At 40.7% G+C, this 21,170-nt stretch carries 24 protein-coding genes; 15 read left to right on the forward strand and 9 right to left on the reverse strand.

The genetic code is table 11. The features are described 5' to 3' along the window. The first annotated feature begins 86 nt into the window (after positions 1–86). The 6 genes from zwf (at position 87) to ACH0CI_RS07985 (ending at position 6,684) form a co-directional block, all read left to right on the forward strand. A complete protein-coding gene (gene zwf / locus ACH0CI_RS07960) occupies positions 87–1,589 on the forward strand; it encodes a glucose-6-phosphate dehydrogenase (protein WP_406901228.1) in 1,503 nt (500 codons plus the stop codon). A gap of 28 nt (positions 1,590–1,617) precedes the next feature. After that, positions 1,618–3,612, forward strand: a complete 1,995-nt coding sequence (tkt, locus tag ACH0CI_RS07965; protein ID WP_406901229.1) for a transketolase — start codon at positions 1,618–1,620, stop codon at positions 3,610–3,612. Between the two features lie 30 nt (positions 3,613–3,642). Further along, the gene (gene gnd, locus ACH0CI_RS07970) at positions 3,643–4,536 is read left to right on the forward strand and encodes a phosphogluconate dehydrogenase (NAD(+)-dependent, decarboxylating) (RefSeq protein ID WP_047750468.1); all 894 of its coding nucleotides are present in this window, start codon (positions 3,643–3,645) and stop codon (positions 4,534–4,536) included. A gap of 48 nt (positions 4,537–4,584) precedes the next feature. Then, complete coding sequence (gene fsa, locus ACH0CI_RS07975) at positions 4,585–5,253, forward strand: fructose-6-phosphate aldolase (protein WP_013083988.1); 669 nt, start codon at positions 4,585–4,587, stop codon at positions 5,251–5,253. Between the two features lie 78 nt (positions 5,254–5,331). Further along, positions 5,332–5,817 carry a hypothetical protein gene (locus tag ACH0CI_RS07980; protein WP_335707595.1) on the forward strand — a complete coding sequence of 162 codons (486 nt, stop codon included), beginning with the start codon at positions 5,332–5,334 and terminating at the stop codon, positions 5,815–5,817. A 273-nt stretch (positions 5,818–6,090) separates the two neighbouring features. Beyond that, positions 6,091–6,684, forward strand: a complete 594-nt coding sequence (locus tag ACH0CI_RS07985) for a hypothetical protein (protein ID WP_028409296.1) — start codon at positions 6,091–6,093, stop codon at positions 6,682–6,684. A gap of 40 nt (positions 6,685–6,724) precedes the next feature. Here ACH0CI_RS07985 and ACH0CI_RS07990 read toward each other — a convergent pair whose 3' ends face one another. From ACH0CI_RS07990 to ACH0CI_RS08015, 6 genes are all read right to left on the reverse strand, one after another. Beyond that, positions 6,725–7,069 (reverse strand): DUF1516 family protein, encoded by a 345-nt coding sequence (locus tag ACH0CI_RS07990; protein ID WP_028414497.1) that lies wholly within the window; start codon positions 7,067–7,069, stop codon positions 6,725–6,727. A 162-nt stretch (positions 7,070–7,231) separates the two neighbouring features. Beyond that, entirely contained in the window at positions 7,232–7,603 is a 372-nt protein-coding gene (locus ACH0CI_RS07995; RefSeq protein ID WP_406901380.1) for a NucA/NucB deoxyribonuclease domain-containing protein, read from the reverse strand. 191 nt (positions 7,604–7,794) lie between these two features. After that, positions 7,795–8,259, reverse strand: a complete 465-nt coding sequence (locus ACH0CI_RS08000) for a FixH family protein (RefSeq protein ID WP_406901230.1) — start codon at positions 8,257–8,259, stop codon at positions 7,795–7,797. A gap of 29 nt (positions 8,260–8,288) precedes the next feature. Further along, positions 8,289–9,668 (reverse strand): PepSY-associated TM helix domain-containing protein, encoded by a 1,380-nt coding sequence (locus ACH0CI_RS08005; RefSeq protein WP_406901231.1) that lies wholly within the window; start codon positions 9,666–9,668, stop codon positions 8,289–8,291. 134 nt (positions 9,669–9,802) lie between these two features. Next, positions 9,803–10,444, reverse strand: coding sequence for a response regulator (locus ACH0CI_RS08010; protein ID WP_033580507.1), 642 nt, complete (start codon positions 10,442–10,444; stop codon positions 9,803–9,805). Further along, the gene (locus ACH0CI_RS08015) at positions 10,445–11,266 is read right to left on the reverse strand and encodes a sensor histidine kinase (RefSeq protein WP_335707589.1); all 822 of its coding nucleotides are present in this window, start codon (positions 11,264–11,266) and stop codon (positions 10,445–10,447) included. It abuts the gene before it with no gap. A 221-nt stretch (positions 11,267–11,487) separates the two neighbouring features. Between ACH0CI_RS08015 and ACH0CI_RS08020 the strand changes: the two genes are divergently transcribed. From ACH0CI_RS08020 to ACH0CI_RS08030, 3 genes are all read left to right on the forward strand, one after another. Continuing rightward, the gene (locus ACH0CI_RS08020; RefSeq protein ID WP_335707588.1) at positions 11,488–12,321 is read left to right on the forward strand and encodes an AraC family ligand binding domain-containing protein; all 834 of its coding nucleotides are present in this window, start codon (positions 11,488–11,490) and stop codon (positions 12,319–12,321) included. 27 nt (positions 12,322–12,348) lie between these two features. Continuing rightward, on the forward strand, positions 12,349–12,978 hold the full coding sequence (locus tag ACH0CI_RS08025; protein ID WP_028414490.1) for a LysE family translocator: 630 nt from the start codon (positions 12,349–12,351) through the stop codon (positions 12,976–12,978). Between the two features lie 158 nt (positions 12,979–13,136). Further along, positions 13,137–13,271, forward strand: a complete 135-nt coding sequence (locus ACH0CI_RS08030; RefSeq protein ID WP_260503752.1) for a hypothetical protein — start codon at positions 13,137–13,139, stop codon at positions 13,269–13,271. Positions 13,272–13,358: 87 nt separating this feature from the next. On the opposite strand, the gene ACH0CI_RS08035 is transcribed toward ACH0CI_RS08030, so the two are convergent. After that, the gene (locus ACH0CI_RS08035; protein WP_406901232.1) at positions 13,359–13,721 is read right to left on the reverse strand and encodes a transporter; all 363 of its coding nucleotides are present in this window, start codon (positions 13,719–13,721) and stop codon (positions 13,359–13,361) included. A gap of 203 nt (positions 13,722–13,924) precedes the next feature. Here ACH0CI_RS08035 and ACH0CI_RS08040 point away from each other — a divergent pair, with 203 nt between their 5' ends. From ACH0CI_RS08040 to cotJC, 3 genes are read left to right on the forward strand one after another with little or no spacing between them, the layout of a single operon-like run. Further along, complete coding sequence (locus tag ACH0CI_RS08040; protein ID WP_033580510.1) at positions 13,925–14,173, forward strand: spore coat associated protein CotJA; 249 nt, start codon at positions 13,925–13,927, stop codon at positions 14,171–14,173. After that, positions 14,170–14,430: a spore coat protein CotJB gene (locus ACH0CI_RS08045; RefSeq protein WP_335707586.1), complete on the forward strand. Its 261-nt coding sequence runs from the start codon at positions 14,170–14,172 to the stop codon at positions 14,428–14,430. Before ACH0CI_RS08040 ends, ACH0CI_RS08045 begins: the two co-directional genes overlap by 4 nt. Positions 14,431–14,451: 21 nt before the next feature. Next, the gene (gene cotJC, locus ACH0CI_RS08050; protein WP_025751043.1) at positions 14,452–15,021 is read left to right on the forward strand and encodes a spore coat protein CotJC; all 570 of its coding nucleotides are present in this window, start codon (positions 14,452–14,454) and stop codon (positions 15,019–15,021) included. Between the two features lie 69 nt (positions 15,022–15,090). Here cotJC and ACH0CI_RS08055 read toward each other — a convergent pair whose 3' ends face one another. Continuing rightward, the gene (locus ACH0CI_RS08055; RefSeq protein WP_335707585.1) at positions 15,091–15,459 is read right to left on the reverse strand and encodes a nuclear transport factor 2 family protein; all 369 of its coding nucleotides are present in this window, start codon (positions 15,457–15,459) and stop codon (positions 15,091–15,093) included. 303 nt (positions 15,460–15,762) lie between these two features. Between ACH0CI_RS08055 and ACH0CI_RS08060 the strand changes: the two genes are divergently transcribed. Next, positions 15,763–16,341 (forward strand): TetR/AcrR family transcriptional regulator, encoded by a 579-nt coding sequence (locus ACH0CI_RS08060; protein ID WP_328132750.1) that lies wholly within the window; start codon positions 15,763–15,765, stop codon positions 16,339–16,341. A 26-nt stretch (positions 16,342–16,367) separates the two neighbouring features. After that, positions 16,368–19,517 carry a bifunctional cytochrome P450/NADPH--P450 reductase gene (locus ACH0CI_RS08065; protein WP_406901233.1) on the forward strand — a complete coding sequence of 1,050 codons (3,150 nt, stop codon included), beginning with the start codon at positions 16,368–16,370 and terminating at the stop codon, positions 19,515–19,517. 71 nt (positions 19,518–19,588) lie between these two features. Here ACH0CI_RS08065 and ACH0CI_RS08070 read toward each other — a convergent pair whose 3' ends face one another. Beyond that, positions 19,589–20,524, reverse strand: coding sequence for a helix-turn-helix transcriptional regulator (locus tag ACH0CI_RS08070; protein ID WP_154992032.1), 936 nt, complete (start codon positions 20,522–20,524; stop codon positions 19,589–19,591). A gap of 90 nt (positions 20,525–20,614) precedes the next feature. Here ACH0CI_RS08070 and ACH0CI_RS08075 point away from each other — a divergent pair, with 90 nt between their 5' ends. Then, the gene (locus ACH0CI_RS08075; protein ID WP_406901234.1) at positions 20,615–21,133 is read left to right on the forward strand and encodes a dihydrofolate reductase family protein; all 519 of its coding nucleotides are present in this window, start codon (positions 20,615–20,617) and stop codon (positions 21,131–21,133) included. Positions 21,134–21,170 lie beyond the last annotated feature (37 nt).

Consider the following 21,170-nt stretch of genomic DNA (forward strand, 5'->3'; position numbering starts at 1 on the left):
CAGGAATAAGATAGGTTACATAAAGTAACGAATGAAAGAAAAGTTACTTTTTAAAGATTATATTTTTCCTAACAGGAGGAAGAGATATGGAAGCGATGACTTTTGTTTTATTCGGTTCAACAGGTGATTTAGCGAAACGCAAAATTTATCCTGCACTCTATAATTTATTTGTAGACGGGAAAATCCCTAAATCAATTTCTGTTGTAGGACTAGGCAGAAGGGAGATGTCCGACGCTGACTTTCAGGAAAAAGTAAAAGAGTCTATTCATACTTTTTCACGTCGCGTCGAAAAAGATTCATCTCTTATGCAGCATTTTCTTTCAGCTTTTCGCTACAGCCCATTGGATGCAACGAATGCTGAAGATTATAAAAAGTTGTTAAATCTAGTAGAAGCACGCGAAGAGGAACGAAACATTCCAAGCAACCGAATGTTTTATCTATCCGTTGCACCAGAATTTTTTGGTACGATTGCCGAGCATATTAAAGACAGTGGCTTAGGTGCTACAAAAGGTTGGAAACGGTTAATTATTGAAAAACCGTTTGGCCATGATCTACAGTCCGCTCGTCAATTAAACGAAAACTTAAGCAAAGCGTTTAAAGAAGAAGAGATTTACCGCATTGACCACTATCTTGGCAAGTCGATGGTACAAAATTTAGAAGCGCTGGAATTCGCTAATCCTATTCTTCAATCATTATGGAATAACGAACATATTGCGAATATACAAATTACAGCAAGTGAAACGGTCGGCGTAGAGGAAAGAGCAAGCTATTATGACCATTCAGGAGCCATTCGAGACATGGTTCAAAATCATATGCTGCAAATGCTGATGATGACGGCTATGCACTTACCGGCCCGCATTAGCGCTGATGATATTCGAAACGAAAAAATAAATGTGTTAAAAGCGCTTCGTCCGCTTGTAAAAGAAGATATGGATCTAGACGTTGTTCGCGGTCAATATGAGGCTGGAAAAATAAACGGGGCTTCAGTGCCGAGCTACATAAATGAGCCCGGTGTATCACCATCTTCTCAGACGGACACGTTTTTAGCAGCCAGACTATATATCGATAATTCGCTTTGGAAAGGCGTTCCTTTCTACATTCGTACAGGGAAAAGAATGGCGGAAAAAGCGACGCGAATTGTTATTGAATTCAAAGACTCGTTAAAAGAGTTGTACTTAGACAAAGGAGAAACAACATCTCCAAATCTGTTGATTATTGAAATCAACCCGAACGAAAATATTACGCTGCAGTTAAACAGCAAAAATCCATTTAATCATGGTCATATTGAGCCTGTACAAATTAATTTCTCAGGTCAGCAAGAAGGAGCACCGGAAGCATATGAGCGCCTTATTGCAGATGCATGTGCCGGAGATTCTACATTTTTTGCTCATTGGAAAGAAGTAGAGCTAGCTTGGGAATGGGTTCAGCCGCTTCTTGAAGCATTTCAGGAAAATACAGTGCCGCTTCACAACTATGCTGCTGGTTCACACGGCCCTGATGCATCACATGCACTGGTAGAAAAAGACGGCTTTAAATGGTGGTTGGATGAAGAAACAGCAGATCAATCACGCGAAGTACAGCCAGTTTAATACAAACAAAGCGAAAGAAGGATGAAACATGAGTACCAACATAGACACACTCGCAGTTAATACGATTCGCACCCTGTCAATTGATGCAGTAAACGCAGCCAATTCAGGCCATCCGGGGCTTCCGATGGGAGCGGCTCCAATGACCTATGCGCTGTGGGCGAATCACTTACAGCATAATCCGGCAAATTCAAGCTGGTTTAACCGAGATCGTTTTATCTTATCAGCCGGTCATGGCTCAAGCTTGCTGTATAGCATGCTGCATCTAAGCGGATACAATGTATCAGTAGAGGATTTAAAAGGCTTCCGCAAGCTAAATAGTAAAACACCGGGTCATCCTGAATTTGGCCATACGGACGGCGTAGAAGCAACAACAGGTCCTTTAGGTCAAGGAATTGCTAATGCAGTCGGAATGGCAATGGCAGAAGCTCACTTAGCAGCAAAATTTAATCAACCTAATTTTCCTGTCATTGATCACTATACGTATACATTAGTAGGCGATGGTGACTTGATGGAAGGCATTTCTTATGAAGCGATGTCCATGGCTGGCCATATGAAGCTTGGTAAACTTATTGCTTTATATGACTCTAATGGTATTTCGTTAGACGGGGAATTAAATCTTTCGTTTAGCGAAAATATCCAAAAAAGAGCGGAATCTGCAAACTGGCAGTATTTACGTGTAGAAGATGGAAATGACGTAGATGAAGTCACAAACGCCATCGAAGAAGCGAAGCAGAACACAGAACAGCCAACGCTTATCGAAGTGAGAACCATTATTGGCTACGGAAGCCCGAAAGTAGCGGGAACAAATAAAGCACACGGCAATCCGCTTGGAGAAGAAGAAGCAAAAGCAACAAAACAAGCCTACGGCTGGGACGCTGAAGAAAACTTCTATGTTCCAGAAGAAGTAAAAGTTCATTTTGAAAAGCTAGAAGAAAAAGGGATGAAAGCAGAAGCAGAGTGGAACGAACTGTTTGCTTCTTACCAAAAAGAATACCCTATGCTGGCAGATGAATTAGAACGTGCCATCACGGGCGAAGCGTTAATTGAAGTGAATGATATTTTAACATTCTCATCGGAAAAAGCGATTTCGACGCGCGTTGCAAGCGGAGAAGCTATTAATTATTTCACTAAATCTGTGCCATCTATTTTTGGAGGCAGTGCTGATTTATCACATTCCACGATGACGGACATTAAAGAAGAAGGACCTTACGCACCTGGATATTTCGGTAATCGAAATATTTATTTCGGCGTACGTGAACATGCAATGGGAGCGGCCGGTAATGGAATGGCCCTTCACGGCGGTGTGAAGCCGTTTGTCAGCACATTCTTTGTTTTCAATGATTACTTGCGTCCAGCGATTCGTTTAGCTGCACTGCAAAAGCTGCCGGTCACATATGTGTTTACTCATGATTCCATAGCAGTAGGAGAAGATGGACCAACTCATGAGCCGGTTGAACATTTAGCTTCTCTTCGTGCAATTCCAGGGCTTACCGTAATCCGTCCGTCTGATGCAAACGAAACAGCAAGCGCTTGGGCTTATGCGCTTCAGCAAGCGGAAGGTCCTATAGCCTTAGTGCTTAGCCGTCAAAACTTGCCTGTATTTGAAGAAACAAAACAAAATATCAACGACCTAGCTAAAGGTGCTTACGTATTAACTGAAACAGACGATAAGCCGGAGATGATTTTCATCGCTACAGGTTCTGAAGTAGCACTAGCGGTCAGTGCAAAAGCTCAGCTAGAACGTGAAGGTACATCCGTACGAGTTGTAGCGATGCCTAGCTGGGAGCTGTTTAACAAGCAGTCAAAAGAGTATCAAGAACGCGTCTTGCCTGAATCTGTTTCAAAACGAATCTCTCTAGAAATGGGAATTTCACTTGGCTGGGAACGCTTTGTAGGGCCAAAAGGAAAAGTTTTAGCAGTTGACACATTTGGTGCTTCAGGAACCGGAGCTGATGTGATGAAGCTGTTTGGATTTACAGAAGAAAACGTAGTGGCACAGGCAAATGAATTACTAAAGGCTTAAATAAGAAGATAAATAGAAGGAGCGGTTCACATGAAAGTAGGATTAGTTGGTTTAGGGAAAATGGGGATTAACTTAGGACAAAACTTACTGGATCAGCGTCATGACGTTGTAGCATTTGACGTAAATTCAAACGCAGTTGAACAAATGAAAGGGTACGGTGCTTCAGGAGTATCAAGCTTACAGGAGCTTGTTCAGTCACTCGAAACACCAAGAGTTGTATGGCTGATGGTTCCTCATACGGTTGTTGATTCTGTTATTAGTGAAGTGACGCCTCTTTTAGCTGAAGGAGATATCGTTATTGAAGCCGGAAACTCTCATTATAAAGAGTCTATTCGACGCTATAACGAGTTAAAAGAAAACAAAATCCACTTTATGGACGTTGGAACATCTGGCGGAATGGAAGGCGCTCGTAACGGAGCTTGCTATATGATTGGCGGAGATCGTGAAGCGTGGGAAATTGTTGAACCTATTTTCCGCGATACAGCAGTAGAAAACGGATATCTATATGCTGGAGAAGCAGGCAGCGGTCACTTTTTAAAAATGGTTCATAACGGCATTGAATACGGCATGATGGCTGCAATCGGAGAAGGATTTGAAGTTCTCGAAAAAAGCCAGTTCGACTATGATTACGAAAAAGTGGCGAGAGTGTGGAACAATGGATCTGTTATTCGTTCATGGCTCATGGAATTAACCGAAAATGCATTCTCTAAAGATGCTAAGCTAGATGACATCAAAGGAGTTATGAACTCTTCTGGTGAAGGGAAATGGACGGTAGAAACGGCTCTAGACCTTCAAACAGCTACGCCGGTTATTGCGATGTCTTTACTGATGCGCTATCGCTCACTTGAAGATGATACCTTTACAGGAAAGGTAGTTTCCGCGCTTCGAAACGAGTTTGGCGGTCATGCTGTGGAAAAGAAATAACAAGTGAAATAGTGGGTATAGTAAAAAAACTAATGGAGGAATGAAAAAATGAAATTTTTTATTGATACTGCAAACCTTGACGATATTAAAAAAGCATACAAATTGGGCGTTTTATCTGGTGTTACAACGAACCCTTCTCTTGTTGCCAAAGAAGGCGTAAAGTTTGAAGATCGTATTGAAGAAATTTTAAAAACCGTTCCAGAAGTAGAATCCGTTTCAGCAGAAGTGACGCCGGATGCCGAAACAGCAGAAGACATGATTGCGCAAGCAGAAGAATTAATCAAAATTAACGGCGGAGATCAAAACATTACGATTAAGCTTCCGATGACACTCGCTGGACTAGAAGCGACTCGCTACCTTGCTAAAAAAGGTGTAAAAACAAACGTAACGCTTATTTTCACTGTAAACCAAGCGCTTTTAGCAGCCCGTGCAGGTGCAACGTATGTATCTCCATTCCTTGGTCGCCTTGATGATATTTCAGAAGACGGCGTACAGCTTGTGGCTAAAATTGCCGAGTTGTTCCGCATTCAAAATATCGATTCTCAAATCATTGCGGCTTCTGTAAGACATCCGGACCACGTTACACGTGTAGCCCTTGCCGGAGCTCATATTGCAACCATTCCGTATTCAGTAATTGAGCAGCTTGTTAAACATCCTTTAACCGAACAAGGAATTGAAAAGTTTGCGGCTGATTGGAAAAACGCTGTTCAAAACTAAGTAAAAGATAAAGAACGTGCGCATTCTAGAAAAAGAATGCACGCGTTCTCTCATACTATCCTTAAAGAGGTAAACATCATGAATACAGTAGACGCTAAAATTATTAAAACCCAATACGGTTCAGAAGTTTATGTAGACGATGCAGAGCATATTAACTTTAAAAGCCTTCATGCGCCGAAAGTTAACCAGCCGCTCTATCGCATTGAATTTGAAATTGGCTACTTTTTATTAAAAGAACACAGATATTACGAATACGAAAAAAACTATTTTTGGCTTGCAGTAAGTGAAGATTTTAGTAAGCTAATTATTCAAGAACCTGATATGGAAAGTTTATTTGGAGCTAAAAGCGAAGACGAAAGAACGGCAACAAAAGAGCTTTTAAGTCAGTGGCTCATTCATACCGAGGCTTATAAAAAGCAATTAAACCAGCATATTAATGACTGTAAAAAAAGTAATGAAACAAATAAGGGCATAACGGCTATTTTAGAAAAGTTGCTGCATATTTCAGCAGCAGACATTGAACAAGCCCCAATCGAGAAATTAGCTGCTTCACGAGCAGTTTAACTAAAAAAAGTGAATTAGCAGTCATAACATAAGAGATAAAAGGTGCTTCGTTTAACACGCGAAGCACCTTTTTATATGTCATAAAAAGCTGTTTCCTTTGGGGGAAATGCATGGGTTAAATTATTTTCGTTACTTCAACAATTTAGTGAATCAATGTGTGTTTTTAGTAAGCTTAGAATGGAAAAGGAATTTTGAGGCTTCTACTTCCTTTGAATAGTTTTGCAAAAATTAAGCATAATACGACTGCAAACTATATTTAAGGAGATGGAAAAAATGAAAAAAGGACTTATCATTGCTTCTTCGGTTCTTTTCCTTTCAGGCCTAGCTGCGTGCGGAGGAAATAAGGACAATAACGCAATGGACAATACTCAAAATGATTTACGCAACACTTCTACAAACGACGGAGTTGATAACAATATCCCAATGGATAATACTGATCAGCCGACTAAGTCAGTTGAAGCAGCGCAAAATGTAGAAGATATGAAGGAAGTTGATGATGCATATGTGCTTCGTGATAATAACAACGCCTATGTAACAGTAGACCTAGCTGGAAATGACGCAGCGGACAACAATGATAACGGCAAGGTGAACACCGTAACGTATAACGGCGATACTTATCATGAAGTTTCAACTGATTTTGAACAAAAAATTGCGGACCGCGTAAGAGAAGCAGATAGTAAAATCGATAAAGTATACGTGGCGTTTGTCAACACGGGTTTAGACAATATGAATAACAACAATAACGTACCTGGCGTAGATAAAAATGACAAGATGTATCGAGATGATGAAAAAGACAACAACCGTGATCCAGAAGATATTGTAGAAGATCCAAAAGATATGATGGACCGTAACAACAAAGATCAATAACATCAAAAAGGCCTCTGAATCACCAGAGGCCTTTGGTTCATTAACTAAGTTCAAGTAAAGAAATAAAAATCGGAAGAACACAGCAAGAAACGGCTGAAATAAAATCAAGCTCGTTCTGTTTTTTTGCAGAAAGCGTGAACTCCATCAAAATAATCGTCAGGATACTCATGAAAAGCGTTGCATAAAAAAGAAAATCGCGCTGACTTTCCACTAAAAACAACACCGCATTTAAAATCAAAATAACGGCATAAAGAAACTTAAGCAGCACGTGAAGCTGCATGCTGAATTTATTCTCTTGTTTGTAGCGCAAGATATAGACAAAAAAGAAAATAAATAAAGTTAATTGCCATGAGGCAGGAAGTAGCTGCTGCCATAGATTGTCCAAGAAACTCATTCCTCCTATAAAACAATGATGCATATATGTAACACACACGTTTTTATTTTAAAAGTGAAGAGTATCTTTAGGCAAGAGCAATTTCTCTTTTTTTATTCTTTTTCTTATACAGGCTCTCAACATAAAAAAGAACGGTCGCGATGACCATTCTTTTTACTTCACTTCAATTAAAACCTTCGTGCCGTCTGGAAACTCGTCTACTTGATGTGAAATCCAAGACCCGGCGCCTCGGTTGTCTGAAGGCTTTACATATTCAATATCTGCGCCGCTTCCGCCTTCTTCACAAAAGGCCATCGGAAACTCATCTCGGTCATAGCCGCTTTTAGTCGGAATGCCTTTTAAAGACTCACGGCGGTTTTCTTCAGCACCGTCTCGATCGATTGTACAAACAGCCGATGTTCCTTTATCGATTGCATGTTGAATGTGCGCTGCAGTTTCAGGGTAACGATCAGCAGGGAAGGTAATTACTTCATCGTAGGAGGGATTCGTTGAAGAGTTCTGCTCTAACGGATTTCCTTCAATCATAACAATAACGGCTATTACTAAAATTAAAATACCAGAAACAATTTTTTTCAACCTGTAAAACTCCTTTATAAAACGTTTATCACTCTTATTGTAAAGTAATAAGAAAAAAATGTAAAAACATATAATGGAACTAGCTAGAATTCATAAGACAAACATAAGCTCACGTTCAGCTGCTGAACGTCAGCTTATGTCTAATGATGAGAGTGGTGATGATGCGTTTCGTTTTCAGCTGGCTGTAGTGAACGTAACTCTTCTTTTGATAATTTGCCTACTGCGACTTGCTGAGTAGGAAGAATGTGCTCATCGCGCGCGTTAATATCGGTTTTAATATAGTAAATACCATCCTCTTTAAAAGTTGCTTTTGCTTTATACATACTGCCGTCATAATGTGCCTTTGCTGTTTCGACTTTGCCGGGAGCATCTTTTTTCCACACGTTAAACTGAACGCTTTTGGCGTCATCCACCGTTTTATTTTCTTGCATCACATGGACTTCTAACACCTGTGTGCTCTGTGGCTCTATATTTTCAGGAAGCATCACATGCGCAGACAGAGGCTTTTGCTGCTTGTAGAGCTGATCTGCGTTGCTGTTTACAGAGCACGCGGAAAGTAAAAGTGTACTTAGTATGACTAGTCCGAACATTTTCCATTTGTTCATTGTTACTGCACCTCACATTGTTTCATATATCATGCGTTTAAAAACCGCTTCAATGCTGGAATTCGTTTGATGACAAAGAAATCTAAAAGCCACACGATAATCAAAGACAGTCCGACTAAAGGAAAGAGGATACCAAACACGACGATTATACACGTCACAATTCGCATTGCATTTCCTTCAGGAACTTTAGGAGCCCCCATGTTTTTAGCTGGTTTTCTCTTCCACCACAGTGAGGCTCCGCTGATAGCGATACCAGCAATTCCGATACAAATAATAAGGCCCATAAGCTGATTGATAAACCCAAACTGTGTGCCTTTATGAAGCGTAATACCAAGTGCGATCAATTTTCCCATAAATCCATAGTTGTCGTACCGATAATCTGCTAAAACGGCGCCGGTGTATTGATCAAGGTGAATCGTTGCTTCATCTTGTGCTCTTGGTGAAAAAACAGAGAGCGTATACACACCTTGAGGCTCTTGCGGAATGGAAATGGTGTAGCCATCGTGCATATGCTGTTCTCTTGCAATACCTACAATGTCATCAAGCGATACTTTTGTATATTGCGAAGCTGTGGAGCTTGGCACTTCTAACGTTTCAGCTCCCCAAGGCACGTCCGCAACATCTTTTGTTTGCACGGTTGAAGTAGGAGCACTGCCTACCCAAATAGACGGAGGGTATCCAACGCCTGCGTTTGTGGTGACTTGCTGAAACGCATTGCCCCACAGTCCTGACCACGGAAGTCCTGTTAGTACGAGAAAAAGCATCCCCGCTGAAATCCAAAAGGCCGGTACTGCATGAAGGTCACGTATCAGTACGTTTTTACCTTTTGAAAACCGAGGAATCAGCACGCCTTTTATTTTGTCTTTTTTGCGCGGCCACCATAAAAAAGCGCCGGTTACAATTAAGACAATTGCCCAGCAGGCCGCAAGTTCTACGATACGATCACCTGCTGTTCCCGCCATCAGCTCTCCGTGAAATTCTTCAATTTGATTCATCAAGCGACTGGAATCATCTACTTTTCCTATGATGTGACCATTGTGAGGGTTAACAAACATCGTATATGTATGGTCTTTTAATGAAATTCCTACTTCTGACGAACGAGTAGAGCGATCACTGGGCTTATACGTCAACACATCAGCGTCTGGATACTTTTCCTTTACAGCCTGTACTTGTGCTGAAGGGGATACGGACTGTGACTGAGCTTGTACATGATAGAAGTCGTGATACAGTTTTTCTTCAATTTGAGGCTTGAATAAATACATCCCGCCCGTAACAGCTAATATAAGAAGAAACGGAGTAAACATTAAACCTGCATAAAAATGCCAGCGCCATATGACTTTGTATAGACCTTGAGAACGCGCCGTGCTTTTTTTCGTTGTACTCGCTGATTCTTCGCGCTTTTCCTGCATCGTTTTTTCCTCCTTTTTACTAACTAACGTGCTTTTATTATAGAGGGAAAGGGAGAATTAGCCATCACCCCTAAGAGTGATTGTTGGGGTTTATAAGAGGAAGGGGGGAATAAAAAAACAGCTCGTGAAAGCTGTTAGTTCATTAAGCCATTTTGAAACGCATAGCTTGTCAGCTGCACGCGGTTTTCTAAATGAAGCTTGCTTAAAATATTTTTCAAATGGCTTTTTACCGTGTGTTCAGAAATAAATAACTGCGCCGAGATATCGCGGTTTGACAGTCCTTTAGCCACTAATTGAAGCACTTCAAGCTCCCGTGCAGAAAGAGGAGTGTCTGGCTTTGTAATCGATGTTTCCTGCGGAAACTCTTTTAAAATTTGAAACGCAATTTCTTTTGACATAGGAACTTCATCTAAAGCGAACGCACGCAAATAGTCGTACCACACTTCAGACTGCAGGTTTTTTAACAAATAGCCCTGGGCGCCTTTTTTAAGCGCATCAAACAAATCCGTAATATCGTCTGAAACCGTGATGACCACAATTTTAACATACGGAAACTGAAGCTTAATTTGTTTTGTCGCTTCTAATCCATTCATCACGGGCATTTTAATATCCATTAGCACAATGTCAGGCATTAATTTTTCGGTTAGTTCGATTGCTTCCTGCCCGTTGGTTCCTTCGCCAACAATCATAAAATCTTCATATTCTTCTAAAATATCACGAATGCCTTCTCTTGCATGAGCGTGATCATCTACAATCAAAATACGAAACGGCTGCATTTACGCAACCTCCTTTTTAATACTAACAATGGTCTGGTTCTGTTTTCGCTGAATGGAAAAGTCCCAGTTCATATCTTTGGCACGATCTTTCATAATTTGCAGACCAAGACCGGCCTTAAGAGATTCAGAGGTGAAACCTATACCAAAATCTGTAATTTCACAAATCCATCCGCCTGCCGTTTCACCGGCTGTAATCCAGATTTTATTTGTTTTTGCATGTTTAATGACGTTCATAGCAGCTTCTTTCACACAGGCAAACAGCTCATTTTTTTCTTTTCTCGAAAGCGTTGTTTCTGACAGTCTCCAATCTAAATTGACATCTAGTAAATGAGTATGTGTTAAATCATCGACGTATTGATGAATGCTTTCAGTCCAGCTTTCTGAAGAGTCTGAAGGAGAGTGCTTTAAATTTGTAATCGCTTGGCGCGTATCGTCATGAACATGCTGCAGAGTTTGCTTCATTCGGATAAAATCAGGATCCTGCTCTAAGTTGTTTTTTCTTCCGAACTTGTTCATTTTAACAGATAGGAGAAACAGCGACTGCGCAATGCCGTCATGCAGTTCACGAGCTAATTTTTCACGCTCAATAAGCGCAGCTTTCTTTTCTTTTTCTTGCCTTAGTTCCTCTTGCATTTTTTCTAAAATAGAAAATAAATAGCGGACAAACACAAGCGTTACAAAAAAGACAAGCAGCGGAGAAAGAACATTTCCCATGTCCATTGAGATGTAAGGAAGCAAAAAGGCATGGCGAACATACTCCCAAAGTGCGATGGTCAGAGTTGGAAGAAGCAAAATCAGCCATTTAATTTGTCTATATTTCACGGTATCCCTTCTTTCATCCATAAAATGTGTCTATATTTTATCATTTGAGCGGAAAATTACTAGAGGAAAGAAGAGAAATCCCTCTTAAGAGTGATTAGTACGAGCCGTAGCTAAATGGAGAAAAATAATGCAAAAGTCTTATCTGCAATATCATACAAGAAAAATGTTCGAGTGAATGATATGGTTAAAGAGCTTAGTATGTGACAAGGAGGGGTCGATTGATGACAAAAGAAATTCGCACGGCGCACGTTGACGCTGATTTACATATTGAAGCTTATCGTTTTAAAGGAATTATGCAAAAGTTTCCTGCTCATTTTCACGAGTATTATGTGATTGGATTTATTGAAGAAGGTCAGCGTCATTTAATTTGCCAAGGCAAAGAATACATCATTAATCCAGGCGATTTACTGCTGTTTAATCCGTATGATGTCCATAGCTGTGAACAAATAGACGGCAAAACGCTTGATTATCGCTGTATTAACGTGACGCCAGACGCGATGAAAAAAGCTGTTTTTGACATTAACGGAAGTGAAAGTCTTCCGCGTTTTAACAGCAATGTGGTACAAAGAAGTGAGGCTGTCTCTAGTTTAAAAGAGCTTCATTTGCAAATTTTAAATGGTGAACATGAGTTTAAGAAAGAAGAGTTATTTTTATATTTGCTAGAAGAACTCATGCAGGATCATTCAAATCTTTCTTTTCTTTCATCAGCCGTTGACACGTCTCATGAAATCAAAACAATCTGCAGCTATTTGGAAGACAACTATACAAACAAGATCACGCTGGATGAGTTAAGTCAGCTAATTGGATGGAGCAAATACCGGCTGCTGCGCTCTTTTACAAAGCAAAAAGGAATCTCTCCATACAGCTACTTAGAAACAGTTCGAATCAATCAGGCTAAAAAGCTTCTAGAACAGGGACAAAAACCGATTGACGTCTCCTTTTTAACTGGATTCAGTGATCAAAGTCATTTGACTCGATTTTTTAAAAGTCAGGTGGGGCTAACGCCAAAACAATACATGAAAATCTTTGAAAGTGAAAAGAAAACAGAATGCTAGTAATAGCTTAAAAAGGAGAGAAGAGCTGTGGATCATTTAGCTGCTTATATGCTGATGGCGCTGGTTATGTCAATGATACCTGGTGCTGATACGATTCTTATCATGAAAAATACGCTTCATCACGGAGCAAAAGCAGGACGTTTTACCATACTCGGCATGGCTACAGGCCTCACGTTTTGGACGTTAATTGCTGTGCTTGGCTTGTCTGTTGCTATCGCGCAGTCGGTGTATCTGTTCAACACCATTAAATATATAGGTGCCGCGTATTTATTTTACTTAGGTATCAGGGTATTTCTGACAAAAAATACGCTCTCATTGGAGCACATTTCAGAAGAAGAAAAAGCTGTTAAGCCTTCATCTAATCACGCCTATAAAGAATCATACATACAGGGAGCTCTTAGTAATTTTCTTAACCCTAAAACGGTATTGGTTTATATTACATTCATGCCACAGTTTATCAACTTGGATGCTCACACGAATCAGCAGCTGCTTATGCTTGGTTTTATTCTTACACTCATAGCGGTAGGTTGGTTTTTAATCTTAGTGTATGTAGTAGATTACGTGAAAAAATGGCTTAAAAAACCGATGTTTCAAAAAGTTTTTCAGAGATGCAGCGGCGTGCTGCTGATTGGTTTTGGAATAAGAACAATCGTGTAATAGTAGCTAATAAGCAAAAAAGAGGCTGGGATAAAAATATGTTAGTTGAAGGAAGATCCGAATGAGTTTGATTCTTGATGGAGAATCAAACTCGTTCGGATTTTTTTATTAGTATGGTGAACATAGCCTTCATATATTTATTCAGTTATTTCTAGCTGTTGATTGGAGGGCAAGGCGAAGACTCCTGCGGGAAAAGCGGAACAGGTGAGACCCCGCAGAAGCGCAAGCGACGAGGAGGCTCACCGGCCGCCCGCGGAAAGCGAAGCCATGCACGGAAATCAACAGCAGTGTAACAAGCCACCGATACTAGTTCATGTATTCAATTTTATCGTCTTTAAATTGTATTGATTTAGCTATGTCTCAATCGCTTTTCTTAACGTTTAAAAACACTTAAACGAAACAATTTGTCGTGTATCGACACTGAAAATGGTCCAAAAACGTCCGTTCCATCTAAATCCTGCAACCGACCGCGATCCTACAAAAATAGGGAAATACCAGAAGCTAGAGCCGTTTCTAAGCCATATGAACGTATTGCGGAATAGACAAAGAGAAATGGCTCCTGGGTCAACAGCAAATGGAGTTGCCGTTTGCTGAGCTGGAATAAATGCCGGCGGAGGGGAAGTTGGAGCTTGCTGCGGGTCAGGTGTAGGTAAACCGCCTGGTGGTCTAGGTGGACCGGGCGGGAGTTGAGGTCCAAGAAATCGTGCTGGGTAAAAATAAAAATCCATGTAATTAATGTCCATTTTTTAAGCACCTCTATTTTCTTAATCACTATTTTATAAAGTATGAGAAAGCTGCCTAAAGGGATTGGGCAACTATAGCGTTTTTTACATAGGTCTTTTTTATGAAGAAAAGTTTGGTTCTTAAGTCGGGAATGAATTCCTTCATGAACTCGATAAAAACTGAATAGGATAAAACAGAGTGTGTTTCTAGAGGAGGACTTTTCATGGATAACAATCCAAAAAAGATGTTTACACCGGTTAAGACCTATCAACCTTTCCACAGTATCTATGATCCGTGCCGGCCGATAGGAGTTAAATATTATTCTACGCCGCCTCAATTATACATGGGATTTCAGCCCGCGAATCTGCAGCAGTTTTCACCAAAAGAAGCGCTAAAAAAAGGAACGCTGTGGCCGGCTTTTTGGGACTACTATGAAAATCCATACAAAGATAAGAAGAGGGATGAAGAATGAAAAAACTACCTCCGGAGTACTATCAGGATTTAGAAGAAATACAGGCGATTGATTTTGCACTTGTAGAATTAACGCTGTATTTAGATACCCATCCAGATGACCAGCAGGCTATGCAGCAGTTTAACGAATACGCGCAGCAGGCTATGCAGTTAAAAAGAAACTTTGAAACAAAGTACGGGCCGCTCCAGCAGTATGGAAACAGCTATACCGACGGGAAGTGGAGCTGGGGAACAAGCCCTTGGCCATGGCAAATATAAGCAGATAAAGGCGGGAACTATATGTGGGTGTATGAAAAGAAATTGCAGTATCCAGTTAAAGTAAGTACGTGTAATCCAACGCTTGCCAAATATTTAATGGAACAGTACGGGGGAGCGGACGGAGAGCTTGCAGCTGCACTTCGTTATTTGAATCAGCGCTATACCATTCCCGATAAAGTTGTTGGACTGCTAAACGATATCGGGACAGAAGAGTTTGCTCATCTTGAAATGATTGCGACGATGATTTATAAGCTAACAAAAGATGCAACGCCGGAGCAGCTGAAGGCAGCTGGATTGACAGAACACTATGTAAACCATGATAGTGCACTTTATTACAATAATGCTGCTGGCGTTCCGTTTACAGCTACGTATATACAGGCAAAAGGAGATCCGATTGCAGATCTTTATGAAGACATAGCGGCAGAAGAAAAAGCAAGAGCTACATATCAATGGTTAATTGATATATCAGATGATCCAGATTTAAACGACAGCTTACGATTTTTACGAGAAAGAGAGATTGTTCATTCACAGCGTTTCCGTGAGGCCGTGGAGATTTTAAAAGATGACAGAGACAGGAAGAAAATCTTTTAACTAGCAAAAAACATCCCTCTTTGTGAATGCAAATGAAAGGAGGGATGTTTTTTATTATGGCAGCGTTGATTATGCGCTAGAACTGCAGTGACAAGAAACAACCTTTAATGTTCCTTCAACATCTTTCCAAATTCGCGTATAGCAGTATTCGCCTCCAATAGATTCACCAGTTGCCAGCGACCCATTTAACGCTACTTTTGTAACGGTAACGGCAAGTTCTTGAAACAGTTTAATTTCTTGTTCCAACACTTCGATGCCCCCTATATCAAGACTTTTTGAACGATGAGCATTTATATCTTGCTCTTTTGACAACCATTGCCCAAAGTGATTCACAAAAATAAGCTCATCTGAAAGTAATTCTTCTAATAACTCTACGTTATTAGAAAGCATGGCTGAGCGAAGCATTTCTTCGTATTCTATCACTCTTGCTTGGTTCATTTTTAATCCTCCTTTACGCCTTGTGTAACTCTTTTCTATTTCCACCTTACTTTTCCTTTAAACTTCTTCCTTTAATAGATTATGTTAAATTATGTTAATCAAGGGGATAAGTGGACTAATTTTCTGTAAGCATAAAATATTCTGAAAGACTCCATTATTTACCTTTAAATGGTATAAAATTAGAGTGAAAGAACCTTTTCTTTCCACTTGTCTAGTTATCTTTTTACTATTAAGAAGCAGTTTTTTATACTTGTAATTGTAGCGGAATGAACGTTCATTCCGTTTTTGGAAAGAGGTGATAAAGTGGAATCTACTCCAACAAAACAAAAAGCGATTTTTTCTGCTTCGCTTCTGCTGTTTGCAGAAAGAGGATTTGATGCAACCACGATGCCAATGATTGCAGAAAATGCCAAAGTAGGAGCAGGAACAATTTATCGCTACTTTAAAAATAAAGAAAGCCTTGTAAACGAACTGTTTCAGCAGCATGTAAACGAGTTTTTACAGTGTATTGAAAGCGGCCTGGCTAACGAAAGAGAAGGATATCGAGATGGATTTCATCATATCTTTGAAGGTATGGTGACATTCACTAAAAATCATCCTCGTGCGCTTGGCTTTATTAAAACTCATAGTCAAGGAGCTTTTTTAACAGAAGAGAGTCGCTTAGCCTATCAAAAGCTGGTGGAATTTGTTTGCACGTTCTTCAGAGAAGGACAAAAGCAAGGCATTATTAGAAACCTTCCTGAAAATGCGCTCATTGCTATTTTATTTGGAAGCTTTATGGAAGTATATGAAATGATTGAAAATGACTACTTATCTTTAACTGATGAACTTCTTACAGGTGTAGAAGAGAGTCTGTGGGCAGCACTTAGCAGACAATCATAAAACTTAACAAATGAAAGAGGGATAACATGACAATTAAAGAAATGCCTCAGCCAAAAACGTTTGGAGAGCTTAAAAACTTACCATTATTAAACACAGACAAACCACTTCAAACGCTGATGAAAATTGCGGATGAATTAGGGGAAATCTTTAAATTTGAAGCGCCTGGCCGTGTAACGCGCTACTTATCAAGTCAGCGTCTAATTAAAGAAGCATGTGATGAGTCCCGATTCGATAAAAACTTAAGTCAAGCGCTTAAATTTGTGCGTGATTTTGCAGGAGACGGTTTATTTACAAGCTGGACTCATGAGAAAAACTGGAAAAAAGCGCACAACATCTTACTTCCAAGCTTTAGCCAGCAGGCTATGAAAGGCTATCACGCGATGATGGTCGATATCGCCGTACAGCTTATTCAAAAGTGGGAGCGCCTAAATGCAGACGAGCACATTGAAGTGCCCGAAGATATGACACGATTAACGCTTGATACCATTGGTCTTTGCGGTTTTAACTATCGCTTTAACAGCTTTTACCGCGATCAACCGCACCCGTTTATTACAAGTATGGTCCGTGCATTAGACGAATCGATGAAAAAGCTACAGCGTGCAAATCCGGATGACCCAGCTTATGATGAAAATAAGCGCCAGTTTCAAGAAGATGTTAAGGTGATGAACAACCTAGTAGATAAAATTATCGCAGATCGCAAGGCAAGCGGTGAACAAAGCGATGATTTATTAACGCATATGCTAAACGGAAAAGACCCAGAAACAGGTGAGCCGCTTGATGATGAGAACATTCGCTATCAAATTATTACGTTCTTAATTGCGGGACACGAAACGACAAGTGGTCTTTTATCATTTGCGCTGTATTTCTTAGTGAAAAATCCACATGTATTACAAAAAGCAGCAGCAGAAGCAGCACGAGTTTTAGTAGATCCTGTTCCAAGCTATAAACAAGTGAAACAGCTTAAATACGTCGGCATGGTCTTAAACGAAGCGCTTCGCCTATGGCCGACAGCTCCTGCATTTTCTCTATATGCAAAAGAGGATACGGTGCTTGGAGGAGAATATCCGTTAGAAAAAGGCGATGAACTGATGGTTCTGATTCCTCAGCTTCACCGTGATAAAACGATTTGGGGAGACGATGTGGAAGAGTTCCGCCCAGAGCGTTTTGAAAATCCAAGCGCGATTCCGCAGCATGCGTTTAAACCGTTTGGAAACGGTCAGCGTGCGTGTATCGGTCAGCAGTTCGCTCTTCATGAAGCAACGCTTGTACTTGGTATGATGCTAAAACATTTTGATTTTGAAGATCATACAAACTACGAGATGGATATTAAAGAAACTTTAACGTTAAAACCTGAAGGCTTTGTTGTAAAAGCAAAATCAAAAAAAATTCCGCTTGGTGGCATTCCTTCACCTAGCACGGAACAGCCTGCTAAAAAAGCACGCAAAAAGCTAGAGAACGCTCATAATACGCCGCTGCTTGTGTTATACGGTTCAAATATGGGAACAGCTGAAGGAACGGCGAGGGATTTAGCAGATATTGCGATGAGCAAAGGATTCGCACCTCAGGTTGCAACGCTTGATTCCCATGCAGGAAATCTTCCTCGTGAAGGAGCTGTTTTAATTGTAACGGCTTCTTATAACGGACATCCGCCTGATAACGCAAAGCAGTTTGTCGACTGGTTAGACCAAGCATCTGCTGATGAAGTCAAAGGCGTTCGCTACTCCGTATTTGGATGCGGCGATAAAAACTGGGCTACTACGTATCAAAAAGTGCCTGCTTTTATCGATGAAACGCTTGCAGCTAAAGGGGCAGAAAACATAGCTGAACGCGGCGAAGCAGATGCAAGCGACGACTTTGAAGGCACATACGAAGAATGGCGTGAACATATGTGGAGTGACGTAGCAGCTTACTTTAACCTCGACATAGAAAACAGTGAAGATAATAAATCTACGCTTTCACTTCAATTTGTCGACAGCGCTACGGACATGCCGCTTGCGAAAATGCACGGTGCTTTTTCGGCGAACGTTGTAGCAAGCAAAGAACTACAAAAACCAGGCAGTGAACGAAGCACGCGTCATCTTGAAATTGAGCTTCCAAAAGAAGTTTCTTATCAAGAAGGAGATCATTTAGGTATTATTCCTCGCAACTATGAAGGAATAGTAAATCGTGTAACGACAAGGTTCGGTCTAGATGCATCACAGCAAATCCGTTTGGAAGCTGAAGAAGAAAAATTAGCGCATTTGCCACTCGGTAAAACCGTATTAGTAGAAGAGCTTCTGCAATATGTGGAGCTTCAAGATCCTGTTACGCGCACACAGCTTCGCGCAATGGCTGCTAAAACGGTCTGCCCGCCGCATAAAGTGGAGCTTGAAGCCTTGCTTGAAAAGCAAGCGTATAAAGAAAAGGTGCTGGCAAAACGCTTAACAATGCTTGAACTGCTTGAAAAATATCCGGCGTGTGAAATGGAATTCAGCGAATTTATCGCTCTTCTTCCAAGCATGCGTCCGCGCTATTACTCCATTTCTTCATCACCTCGTGTCGATGAAAAACAAGCAAGCATCACGGTTAGCGTCGTCTCAGGAGAGGCGTGGAGCGGATATGGAGAATATAAAGGAATTGCGTCGAACTATCTTGCTGAGCTGCAAGAAGGAGATACAATTACGTGCTTTGTTTCCACACCGCAGTCAGGCTTTACGCTGCCAAAAGATCCTGAAACACCGATTATCATGGTCGGACCAGGAACAGGCGTCGCGCCGTTTAGAGGCTTTGTGCAGGCTCGCAAGCAGTTAAAAGAACAAGGACAGTCGCTTGGAGAAGCGCATTTATACTTTGGCTGCCGTTCACCTCATGAAGACTATCTGTATCAAGAAGAGCTTGAAAATGCACAAAATGAAGGTGTCATTACACTTCATACCGCTTTTTCACGCGTACCAAATCAGCCGAAAACATACGTTCAGCACGTTATGGAACAAGACGGCACGAAATTGATTGAACTTCTTGATCAAGGAGCGCACTTCTATATTTGCGGAGACGGAAGCCAAATGGCACCTGACGTTGAAGCAACGCTTATTAAAAGCTATGCTGATGTTCATGAAGTAAGTGAAGCAGACGCTCGCTTATGGCTGCAGCAGCTAGAAGAAAAGGGCCGATACGCAAAAGACGTGTGGGCTGGGTAAATAAAAAATAACCTCCGCTAAATAGCGGAGGTTATTTTTTATAGTCAGATTGAGACATAACTAAACCCACCTCATTTATAGCGCCTTAGCGTTTCTTCTGCGTGACAGCAAATTTTTTCAATTAGCTCCTTAGGTTCTTCAATTAAAGCATGAGCACCTAAGGTATAGAAAAAAGAAGCCATGTAGTTTAATTCATTTCCATCAGTTATCGTATCGATATAGCCGCACCCGTCTTCCGTTACCTTCACGTGATTTTCAAGCCACGGAACGCCTTTACACTGACGAACGCCTTCGTGCGTCAAGGTTACTTTTAACGAAATCGGCTGTGAGTTTACCGGTTCTGTTTCAAGCCATTCTTTTAACGTAAGAGACATCTTTTCGTCTTTTTCTAAAACTTTTAACGAGTGAATACGATCTGCTCGAAACAATAATACTTTTTGCTTATCGCAGGAATAAGCGGGGCAGTACCACAAGCCGTTATGAGCATAAATGCCAAGGGGTTTGACTTCTTTTCTTGTTTGACCCGTCTTTGAATCATAAAGAAATTCAATATATTTTCCTGTAAGGCTTGCTTCTAGAAGCTCTTTTAAATAAGGAGTGTCTAAGTTTCTTTTAGGATTCCAAAACGCAATATGAGCACTTATTTTATCTACTTTTTTCTTCGTTTCTTCAGACAGGTACACATAAAATTTTTGAAGAGCCGCATGAATTTCTGCATCAAACGGAAGGTCATGATAATACTGCAGAGCTTGATAAGCAAAAAAGATTGAAATAGCTTCTTCTTCCGTAAACAAGATAGGAGGGAGAATACGGTTTTTTAACACTCTGTAACCACCGCTCCGTCCTTTTTCACTGTAAAGAGGCAGTCCTAATTCACTTAAGTCCAGCAAATAGCGCTGAACGGTCCGTACAGAAAGGCCAAATTCCTCCGCTAGTTCTTTTGCCGTAAACGTTCTTTTTGTATTAATAAACATAAGCATATCAACAAGCCGTCTAGACTTAGCCATTTATTTTCACCTTTTTCTTTTAATATGACAAAAAGTGTCGTATTAAGATGATATCATACAGAAACAGCAAAGTTGAAAGGAGAAAAGGGAATGAAGAAAAAAATCGTCGTATATATTGCCGCAAGCTTAGACGGGTATATCGCAAGAGAAAACGGAGAGATTGACTGGCTAGAAAGCGTAGAAGGAGAGGGGGACAACGGCTACGAAGCGTTTTATCAAACGTGTGATGCGGTCGTTATGGGAAAGGCTACGTACGATCACGTGCTGAAGCTTACACCCGAGTTTCCGTATCTCGATAAAAAGTGCTACGTGTTTAGCCGCTCAGCTCAAGGAAAAGATCAGTATGTGGAGTTTATAAACGAAAGCGTGGCGTCATTTCTCAACAACCTCAATCAAGGTACGAAAAAAATATGGCTGGTGGGAGGTGCTGATATTCTCGCTGATTTCTTAAAAGCAAAGAGGGTGGATGAATTTATTATATCGGTTATTCCCTTTTTGCTTGGAGCTGGTATTCCATTGTTTAAGCCAGGAATTCCAGAAATGAACTTCAAGCTCACTAATATGAAGCAGTACGGCCAAATTGCTCAGCTGTATTACAAAAGAGGATAAGCCTTTTGCGGAGCATTCAATTACTGTTATTTTAGGG

Origin of the sequence: Priestia sp. 179-F W1.4 NHS, from assembly GCF_045369295.1 — a bacterium.
In the GTDB taxonomy this organism is placed as follows: domain Bacteria; phylum Bacillota; class Bacilli; order Bacillales; family Bacillaceae_H; genus Priestia; species Priestia zanthoxyli.